We start from the raw sequence: 20,286 nt of genomic DNA on the forward strand, positions 1-20,286 counted from the left end.
AGCAAACGTATACCCATGAAGACCTGCTGAGACTATAAAGCTGAAATCCAACGCTCACCTTAATCATTACCAGAAGGCGATATTGATAAAGCCCCAGTACTACTGGCATCCGAGAGATAGGCAGGGGGCTTTGCCAGACGCGTACTTCACAGTGCGTGGCCACTTTAGATTCGTGCCACCGTAGTTTGAACCCATTCAAACATGGAGTGTTGTTGATGGCGCTGATTTATGCGACAAAAAAATTGCTGGAAAGGGCAAGGAAGTGGGATACCACGGTACTTGTTGAAGGCCAGGCCCACGAGGATGGTCTGCTTGCTGCAAGGTATGCAACCTACGCCATCGTTGAGAAGCAGCATGTAGTGGTGATGGTGAATGACCCGATGTTTCTGACGGTGGTTATTCCTGTGAAGGACTTCAAGAGAAACCCGGTAGCGACGATGCGAGCTGTACTAGAGCCCCTGCATGCTGACATCGAAAGTGATAGTATCCAGATTAGGAAATTGCTTTCTGCAGTACTCTCTGACTAGCAAACCAATAACAGTGTACTGTTACCCCGTAATATAGTTTTGGCAAAGCAGACAACGGATTTTTCAATCCCAAATAGTTGACGAACGCATGTAAAAAAAAAGAATTAGACCAATAGTTGTTTTATTATTTTTTTTTCCTATATTGTCTGTGTATCGATGTGCACCATAGATTGTTCTAGGAGATGTCGAATGAAGAGTTGCATTTTTTTAGTGCTGATTTTTCCACTCTGTGCTCAATTTGTAGCAAGCCAGGAGAATTGGTTTTGCATCGGGGCACCGGAGTGCATGGAAGAGCTAGGTGAGGAGCTACCTGGCAATGTAGGGCCTGGACAGGTTATTCTGACTCATCCGAATTACCCGAATTGCCAGTTACTGGTTACTTATAGAGCGTGGTTCTGCGTGGTGGGATGGGAAGTAATTCATCGGCTCAGCATAACTGGCTGGGCTCCGATTGATATCAATGACCCAGGTTGCGCAGGTTTAAAATCAGAGATGTATCCATCAGGATATCCAGGCCCGGTGAATCAAGATTTTATTCTTGGAATGTTCAACAGCCTAATACCTGTTGTTAGTGAGTATTATTTTGTAAACCGTCCGGGTAAGCCCCCAAGCATGTATCCGTGCCCTGCAACCTTTGTAACTCAGGAGTTTGTACAAGGATCTTGTGTCAAACTTGTACAGAGTTCTTACACCTCCACCCAACCAGTCATTCTTCTCGACCCATTCTTCAAACTGGCATTTTGCACCCATTTCTGTTGCACAACAACTCTTGAACATTGCTTCGACACCGAAACAAATACAGTTCAAACACGAGTTCTTACTCATTCTGGCCCGGTACTACCACTCCAATGCGATCATGGTTCATTAATCAGTCCGCCTCAATCCGGAATCGTTCTCTCAACAACATGTCAACCAATGTGCCCTCAAGAATAATAAGTACAGATTCATAAATACTCATCAGAATTATGAGCTTTCACGTTGTTAATATTAGGCGCTGTATTAGGTGCTGTGCCACGAAGCCCCCGGCACGTGCAGTAACCATCCTGGTTTTGCTGTTGTTTCAGATGGCTGCTGTACGAGCGGCTATAGATGAGTCGGTGCGGGTAGAACCAACAATAATGAGAGTGCTGGACTCAATTCCCCCAAACAAGCATTCAACCTTCCAAACAAAAGTGGGACGTGAAATTGTGCTGATGATCGATTACTTTAATATGAGTTTGTGTGGAATCGATGAGTCGTCATATACAACAAACTGGTCATGGGCGCCACAAGATTCGAAAATCAGATTTGCCGCGATTGCGGGAGTCCGAATGACTGGCGAGGGCGTTGGAGAGTGCCTTGTAGCAGATCTTGAGCATGCCAGCGATTTGTACAGATATACCTTTAAAAACGGAAGAACAAGTGATTCTTCGTTATTGCAACTGCCTAAACCAGCCCATCTAAGAATTGGGAGTATAGATGTCAAGGGTAGCCTCATTGCTTTCACAACGCCGGTTAATACTCTAACAGTTGATACATTGTTTGCATACGTCATGGACACCGTTACTGGCTGGCACAGTGAGTGGAAGATGCAGGTAACGAACGATGATGATAGGCTAATGGGGTCAACTATTCTATTTATGGATACCACCGTTGTAGTGTTGTGGAGGGAAGTAGAAAGCGGCATGAACTACCGGTATCGAATCATGGTACGAGGGATTTACTCGGAAGATGAACTTAAGGCAATGGTTTTGAGCGATGCAGACGAGTTTATTTATGACGTCCAATTTGTTGGGGCGGATGAAACCGATGGGAGCGTTGTAATCATTGCTCAAGCTACAAGTAGAGTTGAACCGAGGTGGGGGTTACAGATTTGGAGGTACAACGTCGGCTCGGATGAACTTGAATCAGTGGTTGAGTTTCTACCAAAATATACTTACCCAACTGTGTATGGAGCGATGATCTCCAATGACGGGGGCGTGACTGCAGTTGGAAAAATTCTCGATTATGACCCTGCGGCCAATGAATTGATTGAGTCATCATCACGCGGTTTTATTTGTGAATTCGATTCTGCTTTAAAAATCAAGCAATTTCTTAGCATGCAGGACCAAAGACCATCTCGTCTAAGCTCGCTATACAAAGATCAGAATAAATTGTATGTATTGGGCCAGGGAGCAGATCAGGCTTCATTTATTGCACGGATTGATGAGGATCGCATAACAAGCGTGGATTCGAGTAAGCCAGGCAATCATGAAGCCCTACAGCATATTGGATGGTATGACGTTTTGGGACGGTCACTACAAAGCCCGGGAAACGGTGCGGTTGTCGAGCTGCTGCAGTGTTCATCGGGATGTTATCACTCGAGATTGCTCTTGGTTCATTAGTCAGCAGCCTTTAGCCCCTTACACAGCTTGACAGAATCCATAAAATATGTTTACAAGGGCTGTGTTTAGGAAATCTCGCACGAATGATACGAACCCACAATCAAGAAGACCAAAAAAATCTGTAGGAAGAGAATCCAACACTCACCCTAATCATAACCGGGATTTGATAGTGAAAGAGCCCAATTACTACCAACATCCCAGAGATAGGCAGGGGGCTCAGCTAGGTGTGTCCTGCAGTGCGTGCCCACTTTAGGTTCGTGCCACCGTAGTTTAAACCCATTCAAACTTGGAGTGTTGCTGAAAACGCTGATTTATGCGACAAAGAAACTTCTTGAGAGGGCTAAGAAGTGGGAGACCAAGGCGCTTGAAGATGGCTTGATCCGGGAGGATGGTCTTCTTGCTGCATGGTATGCAACATACGCAATCGTTGAGAAGCAGCATGTGGTGGTGCTGGTGAATGATCCGACGTTTCTGACGGTGGTTATCCATGTAAAGGAATTCAAGCTGAATCCCGCAGAGACGATGCGCGCTGCAATTGAGCCTCTGCTGGGTGATATGCAAATAGATAGTAACCGGATTGCAAAGCTGCTTTCTGCAGTTGAATCAGTGCGTTATCTGCCCACCCAAAACAGGTCGATGGTTTCGCGCCTGGATCGTGTAATGCTGTACGTTACCTGGCGCATACGCGACGCAAGGTCGCTGCCGCGCATCAACATGGAGATGACTGATGAATTGTACAAGGACGGCCCGGCAAAACAGGAACGAGTTGATGACTATCAGACACCACGGTCGCGGCTGGCTGCAGAACCTGGTTTGGATGCCGACTAGGCGCGGAGACCCCGTAACCTGGTCGAAGTACGGATTACAGAGACTGATCATTATCGGACATTCTGGCGCACAATACTCATTCCCGTCACGAACGATCTCATTGACCTTCACCACGTCATTCTCGCCTGCATGGGCTGGACAGGTACAGAAGAGTTTACATTTTACCGCGGACACGACAACAGTATCATAAATGAAAATAATGTAATGCTATTGGATATGATGCACGAAACCTCAAGCCTCCTTCATTATGTTTACGAGCCTTACAAACATCTGGAATTTACCATCACCTTCGGGCAGAGGAAACAGAGTACGATCGGTGCCAGATCGTATCATATAACCGAAGCTCACCCGCCGATTGTGGAGCTGCCGGAGATGAGTGCTTACATTCATAGCAAAGTAACCCGTTTGCGCGAAAGTTATGCGGTGAAGTTAGCCACAGATAGTAAACGAAAGACGTAGTGGTATGGAGCCCAGCAATTTGTGTCCGGATAGTATATCACGTGTGCAGAAGTTCGGTTAATTGTGGGAATAATGGCGTGTGTGGTGTAGGTTTTTGGGCTGTATGCTCACCGATCAATCACAACGCGACGCCATGGAACGAGTGTGGGGAGGAGAAGGGAGTAGGGGGCTTGGATACAACAAACAGTTTTAAAACCTATTGAGCAGTTTGAAATCAGTGGGGATCTGTGAGCGCAAACACAGAAAACTAGGCCGAAAAACTCCAAAATAGAACTGAGAGACTGGTCTGCTAACTACACCCGTTCCGGAGTTCGCTTATGAGCCGGAAGCCCCCAGGCATCACCAGCCCAACAACTGATGCTGTTACCGGCCGCTGCTCAAACAATGAAGAGATTATCTGGCATGTACTACATATTTTTGACAATAAATCTGTGTAAACTAATGGGGGTTGGTACACAATCAACTAACAAATGCGAGTCCGATTACTAACAATAGGGGGTTAGACCACTTTATGGAAAACGAAAGAGATGAATTAGTTAGAAGATTAACTCGAGTGTACAATGATCCGGGTGGCACACAAGCTATCAGGTTTATTATGAAAATATTCTCTGCACTGCCAACATTGGGTAGTCCATTCAGCGCCATTGCCAATATTATAGATGATGTTGAGCAACAAAATTTCGTTGAACTAATAACAGATATTGTAAGAGGAATAAATGATGATCTCAACAAAGTCCTAACAATATTAGAAGCACAGTTAATTGAGCCAACAAAACCTAAATTAGCCTTACTTCTCGGTGAGGTATTAAATGTTGAATTACCACAATACTATCCTGAAGATATGGTGTTACAAGTTGCAGCAATTTTGCATAATGAGACTTTAGCTGAATTCAAACCATTTGAAAAAATTGGTTGGATTGTCATAAATCCTCATGGCAGCGTGGCACTTATGGGCGCAAACAATAGAATTGGTAATTTAATTGAAGACAGGAAGAGGCCGTGGGGGTATGGGAATGGGTTTATTATTACAATTAAAAAGGAATTATATGAAAATTAGACCAACTTAGCTAATAAGAATTCTTCAAAAAAGTACTTGAATCCCCTTAGACACTGTATTAGCCTCCTAAAAGCCTGAACAGCAATCACAAAACCGAATTGTATCAGGGAAAATAGGGAACCATGGCAAAAACAAAGCAAACATTTACACCGGAAGACCCGCTAAGCCTTCTGCAGGAAGCGGAGCGGGAGGGATATTTGGCAACCTGTCGCAAGTACAACTTGGACAATGTTAGTTTAGCAGCTTCAAAGAAGCTAACCAGCATCTGCACGACTACATGCAGTGCTCTATGAGTGCAAACACAGAAAACTCGGCCAAACAACCCCATAGCAGAAAAGGGAAATTAGTCTGCTCAATACGCCTGTTCAAGAGTTCGCTTATGTGTCGAATGAGGCCATGCACCTCTAACCCAACAACTGATGCAGTTACTGGCCGCTGCCCGAACAAAGGAGAAAAAACGGCATTTACTACATATCTTTGACAACAATTCTGTCTAATCAATTGGGGGTTGATACAATACAAGATGGTGGCTAACATGAATCCGTACATTTGTTCAAAGTGCTTTTCGTCGTTCACCTTGAAGGAGTATCCAATGAAACCTGAAGAATGGAAGAATAAAATGCATTGTATCTGGTTGCGTGACGATGCAATCTATTGGATGAAATTAAAACTCAAAGATGGGAGTGAGATTACAGTTCAAGTAAGGACGCCTGAGCTATACTATATTGACGACAAACCATACATACAGATTGAAACATCCGAGTCGTTGGGTTCAGGTGTGCCATTGTGTGATGTCGAAGAGATTATGGAATTTCGTGAGAATTAGTATCTCCAATAGCCTAGACAGAATTGTCGTCAAAGATATGTAGTACGTGCCGATTATTCTTTTACTTGTTTGAGCAGCGGACTGTAAAAGCATCAGTTGCTGGATTGGTGATATCTTGCCGCTTCCGTCACATGAGCGAACTCCGGAGTGGACGTAGTGAGCAGACCATCTGTTTATTTCTGCAGTTGAATTATTCGCCCAAACCGTCCACCAGCTCCCGTCATATAATGCAATAGTTCTCCCCCCTATCCCCCTCTTACCGTATTTTAATACGATGAAATCAACTCGTACTAAGGCAACCAAGAAAACTAAAAAGTCCGAGACTGAAAACCGGGATCACTTGGGCTTCGAGGCTGAGATGTTTAAGGCGGCGGATAAGCTGCGCGGGAATATGGAGCCGAGCGATTACAAGCACGTGGCGCTGGGGCTGATATTTCTGAAGTATATCTCGGATGCATTCGAAGCTAAATATGCTGAGCTTATTGCTGACGATGCACAGGCGGCGGAAGACAGAGATGAGTACCTGGCTGAAAATGTGTTCTGGGTGCCGAAAGAGGCGCGATAGTCGCATCTGCAGGCGAACGCGAAACGTCCCACGATCGGTGTCTTGATTGATGATGCGATGCGGATTATCGAAAAAGATAATGAATCGCTAAAGGGGGTTCTCCCCAAAGACTACGCACGCCCAGCCCTGAATAAGGTGATGCTTGGTGAACTGATTGATCTGATTTCGGGTATTGCACTGAACCAGAAGGGGAGTCGGTCAAAGGACGTTCTTGGTCGGGTGTACGAATATTTTCTGGGTCAGTTTGCTGGCACCGAAGGCAAACGTGGCGGCGAGTTCTACACTCCACGCTCGGTAGTGCGGGTTCTGGTGGAAATGCTCGAACCGTATCAGGGTCGCGTGTACGATCCGTGCTGCGGCTCGGGAGGGATGTTCGTGCAGTCCGACAAGTTTGTTCAGGAACACGGCGGCCGTATTGGCGACATCGCCATTTACGGACAGGAGAGCAACTACACCACCTGGCGTCTGTGCAAGATGAATCTGGCTGTGCGCGGCATCGACTCCGACATCCGCTGGAATAACGAGGGTAGCTTCCACAAGGATGAACTGCGCGATCTTAAAGCAGATTACATTCTTGCAAACCCTCCGTTTAACGTGTCCGACTGGGGCGGCGACCGTCTGCGTGAAGACGTGCGCTGGAAATTCGGCGCGCCGCCCGTGGGCAACGCCAACTACGCCTGGCTCCAGCACATCTACCACCACCTCGCACCCAACGGCACGGCGGGCGTGGTGCTGGCCAACGGTTCGATGAGCTCCAACCAGTCCGGAGAAGGTGACATCCGCAAAGCGATGCTCGAAGCCGACGCGGTGGATTGCATGGTGGCGCTGCCCGGGCAGCTCTTTTACTCCACGCAGATTCCCGCCTGCCTGTGGTTCTTGGCCCGCAACAAAAACCCCGGAAAGAGTCTGCGCGACCGGCGCGGACAAGTGCTGTTCATCGACGCTCGCAAGATGGGTGTGCTGGTGGATCGAACCCGACGCGAGCTTGCGGACGAGGAAATCCAGAAGATCGCCGACACCTACCACGCCTGGCGCGGTGAAGATGGCGCGGGCGAATACGCGGACGTGGCGGGTTTCTGCAAGTCTGCCTCGTTGGACGATCTGCGCAAGCATGACTACATCCTTGCGCCGGGCCGGTATGTTGGTACAGGTGGGATCGAAAGAGATGAAGAGTCCTTCGAAGAACGTATCACACGACTGACGGCTGAACTTGGGGAGCAGCTAGCCGAATCTGCGGTTCTCCAGACCACGGTGCGAAAGCAGCTGAAGCTTATTGGCCTCCCAATCCCGGAGGGTGACCAATGAAGCTTTCTGACCTGATTGATTTCAACCCTAAGCGCCCCCTGGAAAAGGGTGTGATGACTGCCTTTATCGAGATGGCAGACTTGCCCGAGGGAGAGCGAGACGTCTCAGGAATCGGCAACCGCATCTTCAACGGTGGCGGCAGCAAGTTCAAGAACGGCGACACGCTGTTCGCTCGTATTACGCCTTGCCTCGAGAATGGAAAAACCGCGAAGGTGAGCGGTCTGCCCGAAAGCAATGTTGCTCATGGCTCAACCGAATTCATCGTCATGGCCGCGAAAGAGCCTGTCGTCGATGAAGATTTCGTCTACTACGTTGCGAGGTATCCCGAGTTTCGGGCCTACGCGAAAGGCCGGATGGAGGGAACGTCTGGGCGACAGAGAGTCTCCTGGCAAGCAATCTCAGATTACGAGATCCCAGACTTTTCCAGCCATGAGCGAAGCGGAATCGGAAGTGTTTTGTCGTCGATGGACAACCTCATCGCCAACTACCGTCGGGTCAATCAATCGTTGGAATCGATGGCGCGCACCTTGTTCAAGGCGTGGTTCGTGGACTTCGAGCCGGTGCGCGCCAAGATCGAAGGCCGCTGGCGGCGCGGCCAGTCGCTGCCCGGCCTGCCCGCGCACCTCTACGACCTCTTCCCCGACCGGCTCACTGAATCAGAGTTGGGAGAGATTCCGGATGGGTGGGAAATGCGCTCACTGGACTCGATTGCGAACTATCTAAACGGTCTTGCGCTACAGAAATTCCCGCCGGAAAGCGACGACGAGTTTCTGCCGGTCATCAAGATTGCGCAGCTACGCGCCGGGAACACAAATGGGGCAGACCGGGCAAGCGCCCGAATCAAGCCTGAATATGTTGTTGTCGATGGCGACGTACTTTTCTCGTGGTCAGGCTCGCTTGAGGTCGAGGTGTGGAACGGCGGGCGGGGCGCGTTGAATCAGCACTTGTTCAAAGTGACGTCCGATACGGTTCCGAAGTGGTTCTACTTCTTCGCCACTCGCCATCATTTGCAGAATTTCCGTGCGATTGCCGCCGACAAAGCGACGACCATGGGTCACATTCAGCGCAAGCATCTGACAGATGCCCGAATCGCTGTTGCGACCCCGGAAGGCATGAAGGCGTTTGACATCGCGCTTGCTCCGCTATTCGATCAAATGGTCAGCAACGCGCAGCAATCCCGCTCCCTCGCCCAACTCCGCGACACGCTCCTGCCCAAGCTGATTTCCGGCGAACTGCGCGTGCCTGATGCCGAACGCATCCCCGGAGCGGTGGTATGACCTTGGATTGGTACCCCGGCATCCGCGAAGTCTGCGCACATTGGCGCGATGCGCCGATGCTGCAGCAGACCTTCGAGGCGATGGAGCGCAATCTGGAGCAGAGCAACGATGCGTGCATCGACTGCGCCAAGACCGTCGTTGAGGTGGTGTGCCGCGTGGTGGTAGAAAGTTTCCACACCCAACAAGCCCCGCTCAAGCCGACTCAGGAGACGCCCTCGCTGTCGGACTGGCTCACGGCAGCAATTCGCGCCCTCAAACTGGGTGATGTCCGTGACGACCGGTTCAAGAAGCTCGTTTCCAGCCACCACAAGTTGACCGACGCACTGAACGACTTGCGCAACAAGGCGGGCCCCGCCAGCCACGGCAAAGACCCGTATCTGGAGCGGTTGGCAGAGTACCACCGCCGCAGCGCGATTCTGTCGGCCGATGTCATAGTGGCCTTTCTGCATCAGGCTTATCTGGATGCGCAGCTCGACCCGATCAGCTCTCGCGAGCCGTGGGAGCGATTTTCGCAGGACAACGCGCTGATTGATGCTCACGTGGGGCTGGCGGTGGACGCTGAGGATGGCGACTCGCCAACCTTGCGCTTCCTGCTGCCCGGCGGCGATGAGCTGCCCATCAACATCGAAGTCAGCCGTTTGCTTTACCAACGGGATCGGGATGCCTACGTCGAAGCGCTGAACGCTTCGCGCGGCGCACCTGCTCCGGCTGTGGAGCCGATCGAAGAACAAGGAGAGTCGACATGAAGTTGACTCGCATCGCCAAGCTACGGCTCCGAGTGTTCCGCGACTTTGCTTGGCCAACAGAACTGCACCCGTTCGCGCAGTTCAATGTCATCTATGGATGGAACGGCAGCGGCAAAACGACGCTGTCCTGGCTGCTTTCGCTCGTCGAGAAGAAAACCACGCTCCTAGAGGGTGAGGCAACACTGGAGATCGATGGCAAAACGAAGGTCGCAGGTTCCGCTTTCGCTTCGGCGCAACTGCCCACGGTGCGCGTCTTCAACCGGGATTTCATCAATGCCACCCTGTCGCAAACGGGCGGCGGCATTGCACCGATCTACTTTCTCGGCGAAGACAGCATTGAGAAGCAGAAACAGGTCGAGCAGCTTAAGAAGGAGCTTGTCACGACCGACATCAAGTTGCGGACTGCTCAGACCGACAAGACAAGAGCAGAATCGAAGCTGGACGATGTCTGCAAGGACAAGGCGAGGCTCATCAAGGAGCTGTTGACCACCGCGAACAGCCCGGCCTACAACAACTACGACAAGCGAAATTTCAAGCGTGCCGTTGAAGCAATGGATGCGCAGAAGGCGGTGGCCGCGACTCTGTCCGACGAGCAGAAAACACAACTCCACAGCCAGAAGAACGCCCAGCCAAAGCCCCTTGTCGAGAAGGTCGCTGCGCCATACATCGAACTTGATGCGTTAACGAGTGAGGTCAACGTCCTGGTCGGTCGGTCCGTCGTCGCGCAGACGCTTGACGAACTGACCAGCAATGCCAGGCTTGCCGCGTGGGTGCAAGAAGGGCTTTATCTGCACTCAGGCGAGCACGCCTCCGACACCTGCCGCTTCTGCCAGCAGCCACTTCAGGCAGCGCGTCGCGCCGCACTCGAAGCTCACTTCAACGACGCCTTCGCAGGATTTCAGAAAGACCTGTCTGCTCTTCTCTCGAAGCTGAAGGCGGCCAAACAGGCTGCGGCCTCGCTTTCGCTGCCCGATGTTTCCCGCTTCTATGAAGCGCTCGCGTCCGAAGTGCCAGCCGCGCGCGCAATGGTATTGACGGCCCAGTCAGAGACCCAAGCCGCGCTCGATGCCCTCATCGCACGTGTTGAGGCCAAGCGCGATCAGCCGTTCGCACCCACAGCCACGCTGACACCTGCTACTGCGAAACCTTCCTCGATTACCGACTCAGTTGCCGCATTCAACGGGATCGTGGAGAAGCACAACCGCATCTCTGCAGAGTTCACAGCGTCGGTCGATAGTGCGTGCAAGAAGCTTGAAGCCTCGTATGTCGCGGAGGCACACGCCGAGTTCGTCCAGCTCTCCGAGGCTGTGAAAACCGCGACCGCCGGACTGGATGGCATAAAGGCTACACAGGCAGAAACCCAAACGCAGATCAATGAGCTGGAACGCGCCATCCTCGAACATCGCCGCCCCGCTGACGAGCTGACTGCAGAGCTATGCGCCTACCTTGGGCGCGACGAGTTGCGCTTCGAGGTGAAAGGCACCGGCTACGCGCTGACCCGCAGCGGCCAGTACGTAGCGCATTTGAGCGATGGAGAGCGAACGGCGATTGCATTTCTCTATTTCCTCAAGTCGTTGCAGGACAGAGCATTTGACTTGAAGAATGGGATTGTCGTCATTGATGACCCGGTGTCGAGCCTCGATGACAACGCACTGTTCTCGGCCTTCGGCTACATGAAAGATCGCACCAAGGAGGCCGGGCAACTTTTCATCTTGACGCACAGCTTCTCGTTTTTCCGGCTGGTGAAGAACTGGTTCCATCACCTGCCTGGGCAACGAAAGAGAAAGATCGAAGACCGGCCCGGTCGGTTCTTCCTGCTTCGTACCCGGCGTCACGCTGACGGAACGCGCACCAGCGAGTTAGGTCATCTTGATCCTCTGCTTGAGGAGTACGAATCGGAGTACCAGTACCTGTTCAAGCGCGTCTACGAGGAGGCTCACCGCAATGACGTTGTCCAACTGGAACACCACTACGGTTTGCCCAACGTCGCGCGCCGATTGATCGAGGCCTTCCTCGCATTCCGCTTCCCCGAGATGAGCGGGGATCTCGGTCCACGACTCGAGCGGGTGGATTTCGACAGCGCGAAAAAGACCCGCATCCTCCGCTTGCTCAACACGTATTCCCATGCTGGCGCAATCGCCGATCCGGGGCACGATCTTTCTCTACTTGCAGAGACCCAACCCGTGTTGCGCGACACACTCGAAATGATGATGGCTGTCGACCGTGAGCATTACGACGGTCTATTGAAGCTGGTGGCGATTCAGCCCATCGAAGAACAAGGAGAGCTGTAATGTCATTATGATGATGGGAAATCAGAAAGCGGAGGTCGCATCCATATGATTGCTTCTCATTTGGCAGGTCGGCAGTGAATCCGTCACGCTGGAATTCAGAGAATCAACATCATTATAAGATCGCGTCTGCCATACACAGATGGTAAGGGACGACAGGTGTTTGTAACTCCGGGAGCAAATCCCTTTCATACGAATCTAAGCCGTGGACCCCACAGGTAGTGCAAGCGCTTTTACAGGTGTGGTATCATGGAAGCCTGGAGACGTGGCATATTGAAAACTGTGAAGGCAATGCATGATGCTGGGTTGGAACCCCTGTTGCCAAGGTTCGCACGAGAGCGGTGATCGCTGAATTCAGTATCACCGTCCCATAGAAGCATGCTGTTAGCCGGGGTAAACCTCTCGGAGAAGTGCGCTCAAAACACCAGGTGTAAATCTCTACTTGTCGCAGTCTCAGCCTACCATAACTGTCACAGAATTATCGTGTAGTTGAACTAGTTCCATAGTGAGTGCAAACGTACCGTGCAGTTCCTGCGCGAACCAGGGCGTCCACACCGGGTAGGTCCGCAGCAAGAAGGCTACTGGCAGCTACTGGATTATCCAACGTAGGGATCTTCCCCCACAATGTCCAACCGCGGGAAAATGCTGCTGCTGCATATGAGTACTGGCAATGTGAAGAACTGATGTGAAAAATTATCTTATCCGAGTGTCCCATTCTGGAATAAAAACAGCTCTTAGCTATAAATAGTTTGTTGGTAATCTCACAATAGCGTAAGGCTGTATCATGATAAACTCACACCCACCACATCACCGGCGTAGCATTCGCCTAAGAGGTTATGATTACTCACAGTCAGGAGCATACTTTATAACGATCTGTACCTATCAGCGAAAATGTCTATTTGGCGAAGTAGTAAAGGCCAAAATGCAACTGAATGAATTAGGGGAGATTGTTGCAGAAGAATGGGTAAAATCTGCTATCATTCGTCCGGAAATACATTTAGATGAATGGATTGTAATGCCCGACCATTTCCATGGGATTGTGTTGTTGCCAGACAGAGTTGAATGGGGCGCATCCGGTGGTAAGCCGATACTCTACCGCCCACCACGTTCGTTGGGATCGATGATTGCGGGATTCAAATCGGCTGCAACAATACGCATTAATCGCTTGCGCGGCACTCCTGGTACTCGCGTATGGCTCCGCAATTATTACGAACGTATTATCCGTGATGAAGCCGCACTTCATAAAATTCGCAAATACATCACAAATAATCCAATGAAATGGGCACAAAATGGTGTATCACACACGCCTACGCACCTGTAAGGGCGCACGGCCGTGCGCCCCTACGGGTGCCCCTACGCACGCCTACGGGTCCGTGATGGCGCACGGCGGTGCGCTCCTTCTACGCGTCGTGATGGCGCACGGCGGTGCGCTCCTCCTACGCACGCCTACGGGTCCGTGATGGCGTACGGTGGTGCGCTCCTTCTACGCGTCGTGATGGCGCACGGCGGTGCGCTCCTCCTACGCACCCGTATGGGCGCACGGCCGTGCGCCCCTACGGGTGCCCCTACGCACGCCTACGGGTCCGTGATGGCGTACGGTGGTGCGCTCCTCCTACGCACCCGTGGAGTGGTCCCATAAAAATGGACACATTAGGGTAGGTGTTTTTGGTTACGAAAGTAGTTGTTTTCAAAGTCAACGGGGGTTGTATATCCAAGTGTTGAATGCAGTCGTCTGCGATTATAAATGTTCTCGATGTAGTGTGCTGCCTGACGCTTCAGGTGCTCGAGATCGACGAAGTTGATGTCGTTGAATTCTTCGGTCTTGAGCGTGGCAAAAGGATTCTACTGGTGCGTTGTCCCAGCAGTTTCCCTTGCGGCTCATGCTCTGCGTTGCTTTACAGTAGTCAGTCAGAAACTGGCGATAGCCTGCCGCAGCATACTGCGAACCGCGATCACTATGAATGAGCATGCCGGTGGCATAAGAACGGTTCTTCCAGGCCTTCCAGAGTGCCGTGATGGTGAGCTGTTGCGTGATCGTCTCTGACAGATGCCAGCCAATGATGCGACGCGAGAACAAATCCATCACCACCGCCAAGTACACATAGCCAGCGTTGGTCTGTACATAGGTGATGTCGGCAGCCCAGACGGTGTTCGGTTTCGTGACGGTAAAGTTGCGATTGAGCCGATTGTCGGCCACCGGGTGCTGATGTTGCGAGTCGGTAGTTTGCACCAACGCACGCCTGGGCGTGCGCTTGACACGGATGCCGTCTTCCCGCATCAGCCGGCGCATTTTGTGACGGCCTGCCACAAGGTTGCCTCGCCGCAGTTCCTTGTACATCCGGCGGCTGCCGAAGGTATGGTTGGACTTCTCATCAATCTCGCGCATGGCACGCACCAGCTTGCGCTCATCGTCACTAAGCTGAGGTTCAGGTCGCTTTAACCAGGCATAGTAGCCGCTGGCACTCACCTGCAGCACATGGCACTGCAGGCGCACCGGCCAACAGTGCCGGTGGTTGTTGATAAACATGTATTTCAGTCCCTTCCCGGCGGAGCGGCAAAGATCGACATCGCTTTTTAAAATGGCCAGTTCCATTTCTGCACGCTCAGCGCGCTTACGCAAGGCTCGTACTTCGGCGGCAAGCTCGTCAGGTGTCTTCTGCCCGGCAGCTGCTGCAGCTCCAAGCGTACGCTTCCAGTACGATAGTCGCTTGACGTCGATGCCAAGCTCACGGGCCACCGAGGCCAGCGTACGTCCCGCAGCTACCATCTCCAGGGCGCGACGTTTAAATGCTTCATCATAAATGCGAGGTGGATGTTTCATTGCTCTTTCCTTAGATTTTTGGAAAATTACACCTTCCCCGTAGTGTCCACTTTTTCAGGACCACTCCATGGTGATGTACTGCTACGATCTGCGAAAACATGCTTGATGAAATACGTTAATGGCCTTCCTCTCTGAAGCTGATGTTGAACTGACGTTGCTTGAACAATTCAAGGGGCTGGGGTACGGTGTTGCTAGTGATGAGGTTATTGGTCCGGATGGACATAACCCTGAACGTGAGAGTTATGCCGAGGTTATTCTTAATCAACGGTTTAAAGATGCCGTTGCGCGCCTGAATCCTGATCTTCCGGAGGAGGCGCGTCAGGATGCTGTGCGGAAGGTGATGCAGTCCGAGCTACCATCACTGCTGGAAGAAAACCGGCGTCTGCACAAACTGATGACAGAAGGCGTGGACGTTGAGTATTACGCCAATGATGGTACGCTGACGGCGGGCAAGGTTGCGCTTATCGACTTCGAACATCCTGAGCAGAACGACTGGCTGGCGGTGAACCAGTTTGTGGTTATCAATGGTCAGGTGAACCGCCGGCCGGATGTGGTGATATTCCTGAACGGGCTGCCGGTTGCAGTTATCGAGCTGAAGGCGCCGGGGAGTGAGGGGGCTGACCTAATGGGTGCCTTCAATCAACTGCAGACGTATAAAAAACAAATCCCTGCTCTGTTCAACACAAATGCGCTACTGGTTACTTCGGATGGTATTGCTGCCAGAGTGGGATCACTGTCGGCTAACCTTGAGAGGTTCATGCCGTGGCGTACTACCGTTGGCAGAAGTATTGCACCGAAGGGGGCTCCGGAACTTCGTGTCTTAATTGAGGGTGTGTTCGAGCATGGCAGGTTTCTGAGTTTGCTGCGCGACTTCACGGTATTTGGCGAGGCTTCCTCTGGTTTAGTAAAAATCATTGCCGGTTACCACCAGTTTCATGCGGTGCTCCATGCGGTGGAATCAACGATACGTGCCTCAAGCCCCCTTCCAAAACTTGGTGAGAGTCCTGCCAAATATGGTCTTCCGAGCGTGGACTCACAGTCTGCAGGCGATAAGCGCGCGGGCGTTATCTGGCACACCCAGGGCTCGGGCAAGAGTCTGCTGATGGTGTTCTATGCGGGTCAGCTTGTGAAGCATCCGGAAATGGAGAATCCGACGCTGGTGGTACTCACCGATCGTAATGATCTTGATGATCAGCTGTTTGCGACGTTCTCGATGTGCCGTGACCTGATCCGGCAGACACCGGTGCAGGCCGGGAGTCGCGACCACCTGAAGGAACTGCTGAACCGTGCATCGGGTGGTGTGATTTTCACGACGCTGCAGAAGTTCGGTGAGATTACCGAACCGCTTACGACCCGCCGCAAGGTGGTGGTGATTGCTGATGAGGCCCATCGGAGTCAGTATGGTTTTAAGGCAAAGGTTGACGCAAAGACGGGTGAGATATCCTACGGCTTTGCAAAGTACATGCGCGATGCACTGCCGAATGCGTCATTTATTGGCTTTACCGGCACTCCCATTGAGGCGGATGATGTTAATACGCCTGCTGTTTTCGGCAACTATATTGATATTTACGATATCAGCCGCGCTGTCGAAGATGGTGCCACAGTACCGATTTACTATGAATCGAGGATGGCACGAATTGAACTTGACGAAGATGAGAAACCGAAGATTGATGCTGAAGTTGACGCTCTGACTGAAGAATATTCCGAAGCGGAACAGGAGCACTTTAAGCAAAAGTGGTCAACTGTTGAAGCGCTGGTTGGCAGTGACAAGCGGCTTGCACTGGTCGCAGAAGACATGATAGCACACTTCGAGAATCGTTTGTCAGCTCTCGATGGTAAGGCCATGGTTGTATGTATGAGTCGGCGCATCTGCGTTAAACTCTACGATGAAATCATAAAGCTGCGTCCTGAATGGCACAGCACTGACGACAATGCCGGAGTCGTAAAAATTGTGATGACGGGTGCGGCAAGTGATCCGGAGGAGTGGCAACAGCATATCGGGAATAAGGCAAGGCGTGAACTTCTGGCCAAGCGCGTTCGAGACCCTGAAGATGAGCTTAAGCTGGTGATCGTTCGAGATATGTGGCTAACGGGATTCGATGCGCCATGTATGCATACAATGTACATTGATAAGCCGATGCAGGGCCATGGACTCATGCAAGCAATTGCCAGGGTTAACCGTGTGTTTCGTGACAAGCCTGCGGGCTTGATTGTTGACTATATTGGGATCGCGCAGAACTTGAAATCCGCGCTCCAGCAGTACTCGAGAGACGACCAGGAAAACACCGGTGTTGATGAGTCAGAAGCTGTTAAAGTGATGTTGGAGAAATATGAAATCGTCCGCGACATGTTTCACAACTTCGACTATTTATCTGCACTTGCCGGAACACCGGAAGAGCGACTTAAGATGATGGCAGGCGCCATAGAATGGATTCTCGATCAACAGCAGAAACTGGCAGCGAAGGAGGACACTAACGAAGGCAAGAAGGCAGCGCACCGACGATACCGCGATGCAGTCCTTGCACTCTCGAAAGCTTTCGCACTGGCATCTGCTTCCGACGAAGCTCGTAAGATTCGTGAGGAAGTCGGCTTCTTTCAGGCAATCCGCGCTGCACTGGTAAAGAGCAGTACCGGTTATGGCATAACGCAGAGAGACCGTGAGCTGGCGATTCAGCAAATCGTGAGTAGGGCAGTTGTCTCTACCGAAATCGTCGATATCCTTGCAGCAGCCGGAATCAAGAGCCCGGACATCTCCATCCTGTCAGACGAGTTCCTGGCTGAAGTACAGAAGATGGCGAAGAAGAACCTTGCGCTGGAAGCCTTGCGCAAGCTGATTAACGATAGCATACGGTCGCGCAGTAAAACCAACGTCGTCCAAACCAGGGCATTTTCCGACAGGATAGAAGGTGCCGTAGACCGCTACCACGCTAATGCCATTACCACAGCAGAGATGCTTCAGGAGTTGATTCAGCTTGCCAAGGACATACGGGAAGCACGCCTGCGCGGGGAAGAGTCGGGATTATCAGACGAAGAAATCGCTTTCTACGATGCCTTAGCTGAGAACGAGAGTGCTGTTCAGGTGATGGGCGACGACAAGCTCAAGGTGATCGCCTATGAACTACTGACGAGTTTACGAGCCAACGTCACCGTTGATTGGGCACACAGCGAAAACACCCGTGCCCGAATGAGGGTCTTGGTTAAACGTATCTTGGAGTGGTCCTGAAAAAGTGGACACTACGGGGAAGGTGTAATTTTCCAAAAATCTAAGGAAAGAGCAATGAAACATCCACCTCGCATTTATGATGAAGCATTTAAACGTCGCGCCCTGGAGATGGTAGCTGCGGGACGTACGCTGGCCTCGGTGGCCCGTGAGCTTGGCATCGACGTCAAGCGACTATCGTACTGGAAGCGTACGCTTTGAGCTGCAGCAGCTGCCGGGCAGAAGACACCTGACGAGCTTGCCGCCGAAGTACGAGCCTTGCGTAAGCGCGCTGAGCGTGCAGAAATGGAACTGGCCATTTAAAAAAGCGATGTCGATCTTTGCCGCTCCGCCGGGAAGGGACTGAAATACATGTTTATCAACAACCACCGGCACTGTTGGCCGGTGCGCCTGCAGTGCCATGTGCTGCAGGTGAGTGCCAGCGGCTACTATGCCTGGTTAAAGCGACCTGAACCTCAGCTTAGTGACGATGAGCGCAAGCTGGTGCGTGCCATGCGCGAGATTGATGAGAAGTCCAACCATACCTTCGGCAGCCGCCGGATGTACAAGGAACTGCGGCGAGGCAACCTTGTGGCAGGCCGTCACAAAATGCGCCGGCTGATGCGGGAAGACGGCATCCGTGTCAAGCGCACGCCCAGGCGTGCGTTGGTGCAAACTACCGACTCGCAACATCAGCACCCGGTGGCCGACAATCGGCTCAATCGCAACTTTACCGTCACGAAACCGAACACCGTCTGGGCTGCCGACATCACCTATGTACAGACCAACGCTGGCTATGTGTACTTGGCGGTGGTGATGGATTTGTTCTCGCGTCGCATCATTGGCTGGCATCTGTCAGAGACGATCACGCAACAGCTCACCATCACGGCACTCTGGAAGGCCTGGAAGAACCGTTCTTATGCCACCGGCATGCTCATTCATAGTGATCGCGGTTCGCAGTATGCTGCGGCAGGCTATCGCCAGTTTCTGACTGACTACTGTAAAGCAACGCAGAGCATGAGCCGCAAGGGAAACTGCTGGGACAACGCACCAGTAGAATCCTTTTTTGCCACGCTCAAGACCGAAGAATTCAACGACATCAACTTCGTCGATCTCGAGCACCTGAAGCGTCAGGCAGCACACTACATCGAGAACATTTATAATCGCAGACGACTGCATTCAACACTTGGATATACAACCCCCGTTGACTTTGAAAACAACTACTTTCGTAACCAAAAACACCTACCCTAATGTGTCCATTTTTATGGGACCACTCCATCTTACGTAAGTACGGCTATCCACCCGATCTTCAGGATAAAGCTGTACAAACTGTCTTACAGCAAGCCGAGGCACTGTCGGCAGAATGGGCGAACACGCCGTTAAACCCCAGCCCCCTTCCCTAAAAAAAAAAGACCCGCACTCTACTGTACGGGTCAGGGTTTGTAGCGGGGGCAGGACTTGAACCTACAACCTTCGGGTTATGAGCCCGACGAGCTACCAATTGCTCCACCCCGCGATAGGATTACAAAGGTACGGGTTTCTGCGGACATGGCAAAATGGCCCCGGCCCCACCCCCCGGCCCCCTCCCCAAACGTGCACGCGCGTTTAGGGAGGGGGGGGAGATTCGCCTTAGAGAGGAACGTTCGGAAGAGTAGCAGCCAGGTGGATCTTTTTACATACAACGTCGATGTTGCTGATCACATCTTCATTGCTAATACGGAGCGTACGAAACCCCGCAGCTTCAAACTGCGAGTCTCGCTCTTGATCCCTTTGCTTCTGTTCGGGAGTACGGTGAATATCACCATCAATTTCAATGATGAGCTTTGCTGAATAACAATAGAAATCGACAATATTATTTAATATCACGTGCTGTCGGCGGAATTTTAAGTTACCCAGTTTCTTATCCCGCAACCGTTCCCATAGAATTGTCTCAGCCTCCGTCTGCCGATTCCTTAGCATACGCGCCCACTTAAAAACCACCGGCCTGGAATTGTGTTTAAAATGACTCATGTCACGTTAGTGGTA

16 protein-coding genes, 1 tRNA gene and 2 pseudogenes are annotated in these 20,286 nt (G+C 51.6%); 15 read left to right on the forward strand and 4 right to left on the reverse strand.

Translation table 11 applies throughout. The features are described from left to right. The first annotated feature begins 215 nt into the window (after positions 1-215). From HRU79_10725 to HRU79_10775, 11 genes and pseudogenes are all read left to right on the forward strand, one after another. Positions 216-527: a hypothetical protein gene (locus HRU79_10725; protein QOJ27092.1), complete on the forward strand. Its 312-nt coding sequence runs from the start codon at positions 216-218 to the stop codon at positions 525-527. A 965-nt stretch (positions 528-1,492) separates the two neighbouring features. Further along, positions 1,493-2,890 (forward strand): hypothetical protein, encoded by a 1,398-nt coding sequence (locus HRU79_10730; GenBank protein ID QOJ27093.1) that lies wholly within the window; start codon positions 1,493-1,495, stop codon positions 2,888-2,890. A 294-nt stretch (positions 2,891-3,184) separates the two neighbouring features. After that, entirely contained in the window at positions 3,185-3,718 is a 534-nt protein-coding gene (locus HRU79_10735; protein ID QOJ27094.1) for a hypothetical protein, read from the forward strand. Positions 3,719-3,736: 18 nt separating this feature from the next. After that, positions 3,737-4,177 (forward strand): hypothetical protein, encoded by a 441-nt coding sequence (locus HRU79_10740; GenBank protein QOJ27321.1) that lies wholly within the window; start codon positions 3,737-3,739, stop codon positions 4,175-4,177. A 511-nt stretch (positions 4,178-4,688) separates the two neighbouring features. Continuing rightward, on the forward strand, positions 4,689-5,234 hold the full coding sequence (locus HRU79_10745) for a hypothetical protein (GenBank protein QOJ27095.1): 546 nt from the start codon (positions 4,689-4,691) through the stop codon (positions 5,232-5,234). Between the two features lie 592 nt (positions 5,235-5,826). Then, positions 5,827-6,060, forward strand: a complete 234-nt coding sequence (locus HRU79_10750) for a hypothetical protein (GenBank protein ID QOJ27096.1) — start codon at positions 5,827-5,829, stop codon at positions 6,058-6,060. Positions 6,061-6,334: 274 nt separating this feature from the next. Then, positions 6,335-7,930 (forward strand): annotated as a pseudogene (locus HRU79_10755) (SAM-dependent DNA methyltransferase). Continuing rightward, on the forward strand, positions 7,927-9,207 hold the full coding sequence (locus HRU79_10760) for a restriction endonuclease subunit S (GenBank protein QOJ27097.1): 1,281 nt from the start codon (positions 7,927-7,929) through the stop codon (positions 9,205-9,207). The pseudogene HRU79_10755 and the gene HRU79_10760 overlap by 4 nt, the downstream one beginning before the upstream one ends. Continuing rightward, positions 9,204-9,953, forward strand: a complete 750-nt coding sequence (locus HRU79_10765; protein ID QOJ27098.1) for an abortive infection family protein — start codon at positions 9,204-9,206, stop codon at positions 9,951-9,953. The genes HRU79_10760 and HRU79_10765 overlap by 4 nt, the downstream gene beginning before the upstream one ends. After that, positions 9,950-12,244 (forward strand): AAA family ATPase, encoded by a 2,295-nt coding sequence (locus HRU79_10770; GenBank protein ID QOJ27099.1) that lies wholly within the window; start codon positions 9,950-9,952, stop codon positions 12,242-12,244. Before HRU79_10765 ends, HRU79_10770 begins: the two co-directional genes overlap by 4 nt. Positions 12,245-13,025: 781 nt before the next feature. Next, positions 13,026-13,562 (forward strand): hypothetical protein, encoded by a 537-nt coding sequence (locus tag HRU79_10775; protein ID QOJ27100.1) that lies wholly within the window; start codon positions 13,026-13,028, stop codon positions 13,560-13,562. 329 nt (positions 13,563-13,891) lie between these two features. On the opposite strand, the gene HRU79_10780 is transcribed toward HRU79_10775, so the two are convergent. Beyond that, on the reverse strand, positions 13,892-14,044 hold the full coding sequence (locus HRU79_10780; GenBank protein QOJ27322.1) for an IS3 family transposase: 153 nt from the start codon (positions 14,042-14,044) through the stop codon (positions 13,892-13,894). Further along, positions 13,980-15,062 carry an IS3 family transposase gene (locus HRU79_10785; GenBank protein ID QOJ27101.1) on the reverse strand — a complete coding sequence of 361 codons (1,083 nt, stop codon included), beginning with the start codon at positions 15,060-15,062 and terminating at the stop codon, positions 13,980-13,982. Before HRU79_10785 ends, HRU79_10780 begins: the two co-directional genes overlap by 65 nt. Positions 15,063-15,180: 118 nt before the next feature. On the opposite strand from HRU79_10785, the gene HRU79_10790 reads away from it, so the two are divergent. The 4 genes and pseudogenes from HRU79_10790 to HRU79_10805 all read left to right on the forward strand — a co-directional run bounded on the left by HRU79_10790 (position 15,181) and on the right by HRU79_10805 (position 19,664). Then, entirely contained in the window at positions 15,181-18,285 is a 3,105-nt protein-coding gene (locus HRU79_10790; protein QOJ27102.1) for a type I restriction endonuclease subunit R, read from the forward strand. A gap of 54 nt (positions 18,286-18,339) precedes the next feature. Further along, positions 18,340-18,483, forward strand: coding sequence for a transposase (locus HRU79_10795; GenBank protein QOJ27103.1), 144 nt, complete (start codon positions 18,340-18,342; stop codon positions 18,481-18,483). Between the two features lie 150 nt (positions 18,484-18,633). Further along, on the forward strand, positions 18,634-19,512 hold the full coding sequence (locus tag HRU79_10800) for an IS3 family transposase (protein QOJ27104.1): 879 nt from the start codon (positions 18,634-18,636) through the stop codon (positions 19,510-19,512). A gap of 26 nt (positions 19,513-19,538) precedes the next feature. Beyond that, positions 19,539-19,664 (forward strand): annotated as a pseudogene (locus HRU79_10805) (DUF3387 domain-containing protein). 40 nt (positions 19,665-19,704) lie between these two features. On the opposite strand, the gene HRU79_10810 reads toward HRU79_10805, so the two are convergent. Next, positions 19,705-19,777: transfer RNA gene (locus HRU79_10810), tRNA-Met, on the reverse strand. A 113-nt stretch (positions 19,778-19,890) separates the two neighbouring features. Then, on the reverse strand, positions 19,891-20,271 hold the full coding sequence (locus HRU79_10815; GenBank protein QOJ27105.1) for an endonuclease domain-containing protein: 381 nt from the start codon (positions 20,269-20,271) through the stop codon (positions 19,891-19,893). Positions 20,272-20,286 lie beyond the last annotated feature (15 nt).

The organism is Ignavibacteria bacterium (assembly GCA_015709655.1).
In the GTDB taxonomy this organism is placed as follows: Bacteria; Bacteroidota; Ignavibacteria; order Kapaibacteriales; family Kapaibacteriaceae; genus OLB6.

Coding starts and splice junctions, on each gene's coding strand:
- HRU79_10745 (QOJ27095.1), top strand. CDS start 4,689: ATGGAAAACGAAAGAGATGAATTAGTTAGAAGATTAACTCGAGTGTAC.
- HRU79_10750 (QOJ27096.1), top strand. CDS start 5,827: ATGAAACCTGAAGAATGGAAGAATAAAATGCATTGTATCTGGTTGCGT.
- HRU79_10725 (QOJ27092.1), top strand. CDS start 216: ATGGCGCTGATTTATGCGACAAAAAAATTGCTGGAAAGGGCAAGGAAG.
- HRU79_10730 (QOJ27093.1), top strand. CDS start 1,493: ATGAGCTTTCACGTTGTTAATATTAGGCGCTGTATTAGGTGCTGTGCC.
- HRU79_10785 (QOJ27101.1), bottom strand. CDS start 15,062: ATGAAACATCCACCTCGCATTTATGATGAAGCATTTAAACGTCGCGCC.
- HRU79_10790 (QOJ27102.1), top strand. CDS start 15,181: ATGGCCTTCCTCTCTGAAGCTGATGTTGAACTGACGTTGCTTGAACAA.
- HRU79_10765 (QOJ27098.1), top strand. CDS start 9,204: ATGACCTTGGATTGGTACCCCGGCATCCGCGAAGTCTGCGCACATTGG.
- HRU79_10800 (QOJ27104.1), top strand. CDS start 18,634: ATGTTTATCAACAACCACCGGCACTGTTGGCCGGTGCGCCTGCAGTGC.
- HRU79_10760 (QOJ27097.1), top strand. CDS start 7,927: ATGAAGCTTTCTGACCTGATTGATTTCAACCCTAAGCGCCCCCTGGAA.
- HRU79_10775 (QOJ27100.1), top strand. CDS start 13,026: ATGATAAACTCACACCCACCACATCACCGGCGTAGCATTCGCCTAAGA.
- HRU79_10815 (QOJ27105.1), bottom strand. CDS start 20,271: ATGAGTCATTTTAAACACAATTCCAGGCCGGTGGTTTTTAAGTGGGCG.
- HRU79_10770 (QOJ27099.1), top strand. CDS start 9,950: ATGAAGTTGACTCGCATCGCCAAGCTACGGCTCCGAGTGTTCCGCGAC.
- HRU79_10795 (QOJ27103.1), top strand. CDS start 18,340: ATGAAACATCCACCTCGCATTTATGATGAAGCATTTAAACGTCGCGCC.